This is a genomic window from Agrobacterium sp. 16-172Ci, assembly GCF_053522725.1.
The window spans coordinates 1-2835 of record NZ_JBNWBW010000058.1; the positions used below are offsets into that span (position 1 = coordinate 1).

Consider the following 2835-nt stretch of genomic DNA (forward strand, 5'->3'; position numbering starts at 1 on the left):
GTAACCATCCGGACTAGGCCGCAGACCTTATGAATTTGGCTCATCAGCGATGATGCGTTCGATCTTTTCCGGATCACATTGCTCGTCGATAAGGAACTGCCGAACACCTCCGTCCCAAGTGCGGACATCGGCGAGGAACTCCTGCAAGCTTTCGATCCCCCGGTCCGTTAAGGTCATGATGCCCTCTTCGCTACCGTCGTGGGCATAAATGATCTCGCCATAGTCGATGTTGTCCGAGGTGCCGGCGATCTTCCGGATGAGTTCGATGTTTTCGCCGATTAGTGTGGCGACGTAATCGATGGTGTAGACATGGGTCGGGCGCGCCATCAGGCGGCGACCTGCCGGGTGTGGCCGTTGGCGGGCCAGTTCCATGGTAATAGTTCGGGCAGCCGTGACATGGGAAGGTTGGGCATGCGGGCGAGCACGTCGGCCAGCCAGGCCTGCGGATCGATATCGTTCATCTTAGCCGTGACGATCAGGGAATACATGAAGGCGGCACGCTCGCCGCCGCGCTGAGAGCCGGCGAATAGCCACGCCTTTCTCCCCAGCGCGATACCGCGCAGTGCCCGCTCGGCGGCGTTGTTCGTCAGACACAGCCTGCCGTCGTCGAGGAAGCGGGTGAATGCTTCCCAGCGTCCGTCCTTCTCAAACATGTAGTTGATCGCTTTGGCGACAGGATTGTGCTTCGACATCTGTGAACGCTGGGTCATGAGCCAGTCGCGCAGTTCCTCGGCGAGCGGACGCGCATGCTGCCGCCTCGCGACCAGTCTCTCCTCGGCGGACTTCCCGCTTATGCTCCGCTCGATATCGAAGAGCGCATCAATGCGGGCGACGGCCTCGAGCGCGACAGGCGATATCTCGTGGGCAGGTTTACCCTTGCGCACGTTACCGGCGATATCGGCCAGTTCGAAGAACTTGCGCCGCGCATGGCTCCAGCAGAGCGCGCTCTTGACCGGTCCGGGGCGGCGATCCGCTCGGTAAAGATCGTTGTAGCCGCCATAGGCATCCGCCTGCAGTATGCCATGCCATCCGGCAAGATGCGTGTTGGGATGGGTCTTCTCCCGATCCGGAGAGAAGTGGAAGAGTGCTGCAGGAGGCGCGCCGCCCGCAAAGGGACGATCATCGCGAACGTAAGTCCATAACCTTGCCTGCTTCGTCGCGCCCCTGGCCAGAAGCGGCACGGTGGTATCGTCGCCGTGCAGCCGTTCTGCGGCCAGAACATGAGCACGGATCAGGTCATGGATCGGCTGCAGGGCCGAGGCGCAAGCCCCGACCTGATCGGCCAGCGTAGAGAGACTGAGATCGACACCTTCCCTGGTGTAGCGCTCGGCCTGGCGATTCAGCGGCTGATGCTGGCCGAACTTCTCGAACAGGATCGTCGCCAGCAGATTTGGTCCCGCCCATCCACGCGGTGTCGGATGGAAGGGAGCCGGTGGCTGGCTGATCTTCTCGCAGTCCCGGCAGGTGAACTTCTCGCGCACCGTCTGGATTACCTTCCACTGGCGCGGAATGATCTCCAACGTCTCGGTAATGTCCTCGCCCATCTTCACGATCCGGGCTGAGCCACAGCAGGTGCAGGTCGAAGGAGCTTCAATGATCAGCCGTTCGCGCGGCAGGTGATCGGGAAACGGCTTGCGGGCGGGTCGACGGCGTTCGAAGGCGTTGACACTTGTGATCCTCTGCGCAACGCGTCCCGCCGCGATCTCGTCTTCGGTGGCATCTGCCTCGAGTTCCTCAAGCTGCAGTTCCATCTGGTCGATTAGCCGGGCGCGCCGTTCCGAGCTCTGGCCATATTGCTCACGGCGCAACTTGGCGATCTCAAGCTTGAGGTGCCGGATCACCGCCTCCGACGTTGTCACGACAGCGCGCACCTGTGCGAGATCAGCCTCGGCAGACGCGGCACGTGCTTCGGATTCCGCGAGCGCGGCGCGCAGTCTGGCTATCTCCGAAGCAGCATCGTCCATGGCAGAAAGCTACCATGCAACGCGCTGAAAGACTAACAAAAACAGAGCAGTGCAGGCAGTTAGCCCGCTTTCGAAGGCCGCTGTGTCCAGCGTGGATTGCGCCAGTCGATCCCTTCCAGGAGATAGCCGAGTTGCGCCGCCGACACTGGCACGGCGGAGCCACTCTGGCTGACGGGCCAGATAAACTTTCCCGCTTCTAGCCGCTTCAGGTAAAGCGACATGCCGACGCCGTCATGCCAAAGGACTTTGATCAAGTCACCCTTGCGACCGCGGAAGCAGAAGACCTCGCCGCCATGAGGGTCGCGGCCAAGCCCTTCTTGCACCTTCAACGCGAGGCTGTTCATGCCGCAGCGCATGTCCGTCACCCCGCCCGCAATCCACACCTTCACCCCGGGCGGAAAGGCGATCATGACGCATCCAGAACCGGCAACAGCCGAGCAAGGATAGTTGGATCAAGTGAGGTCGGGATCGTCAGCCGTCGACCGTTCGGTAAGCTGATCTCGATCGTCATGTCGTCTTCAGGCCGCGGCGGCGGGGCCATCTCGAAAGATGTCGACGGCGGCGAAATCGAAAGCGGTACAAAGCTCGTTGCGGCGGAAGCGTTCAGAAGCCCGCTTCGGTATTCCCGACGCCAACGGGTCAACAGCGACCGTGACAACCCATAACGGCGAGCCGTCACCGAGCCTTGCCGAAAGCCTTGCAGGCTCTCCTCAACGATCCGAACCTTCTCTTCATCCGACCAATCCCGGCGACGACCAAAATGGTCGCCCGGTAAAACCTCAATGGGGGAAATGACTGTAGCGCATGACATAAGGTATAGACTTAAAGCTAATCAGCAAATCACGGCAGACGGCCTTCGGCGGAGGGTTAC

Annotated in this window: 4 protein-coding genes; all 4 read right to left on the reverse strand. The window is 61.1% G+C overall.

The window, feature by feature from the left end; translation table 11 throughout:
- Positions 1-27: 27 nt before the first annotated feature.
- Genes ACQZ40_RS25625 through tnpA form a run of 4 tightly spaced genes read right to left on the reverse strand, consistent with a single transcriptional unit; the run spans position 28 to position 2775 of the window.
- Positions 28-327, reverse strand: a complete 300-nt coding sequence (locus ACQZ40_RS25625) for a hypothetical protein (protein ID WP_172691061.1) — start codon at positions 325-327, stop codon at positions 28-30.
- Positions 327-1964 (reverse strand): IS66 family transposase, encoded by a 1638-nt coding sequence (gene tnpC / locus ACQZ40_RS25630; RefSeq protein ID WP_172691027.1) that lies wholly within the window; start codon positions 1962-1964, stop codon positions 327-329. Before tnpC ends, ACQZ40_RS25625 begins: the two co-directional genes overlap by 1 nt.
- Before the next feature lie 59 nt (positions 1965-2023).
- Positions 2024-2374 (reverse strand): IS66 family insertion sequence element accessory protein TnpB, encoded by a 351-nt coding sequence (gene tnpB / locus ACQZ40_RS25635; RefSeq protein WP_172691028.1) that lies wholly within the window; start codon positions 2372-2374, stop codon positions 2024-2026.
- Entirely contained in the window at positions 2371-2775 is a 405-nt protein-coding gene (gene tnpA, locus ACQZ40_RS25640; RefSeq protein ID WP_172691029.1) for an IS66-like element accessory protein TnpA, read from the reverse strand. Before tnpA ends, tnpB begins: the two co-directional genes overlap by 4 nt.
- Between the last annotated feature and the right edge of the window lie 60 nt (positions 2776-2835).

Excerpts from the sequence above, each read along its gene's own strand:
- ACQZ40_RS25625 (WP_172691061.1), bottom strand. The coding sequence starts at position 327 with ATGGCGCGCCCGACCCATGTCTACACCATCGATTACGTCGCCACACTA.
- tnpC (WP_172691027.1), bottom strand. The coding sequence starts at position 1,964 with ATGGACGATGCTGCTTCGGAGATAGCCAGACTGCGCGCCGCGCTCGCG.
- tnpB (WP_172691028.1), bottom strand. The coding sequence starts at position 2,374 with ATGATCGCCTTTCCGCCCGGGGTGAAGGTGTGGATTGCGGGCGGGGTG.
- tnpA (WP_172691029.1), bottom strand. The coding sequence starts at position 2,775 with ATGTCATGCGCTACAGTCATTTCCCCCATTGAGGTTTTACCGGGCGAC.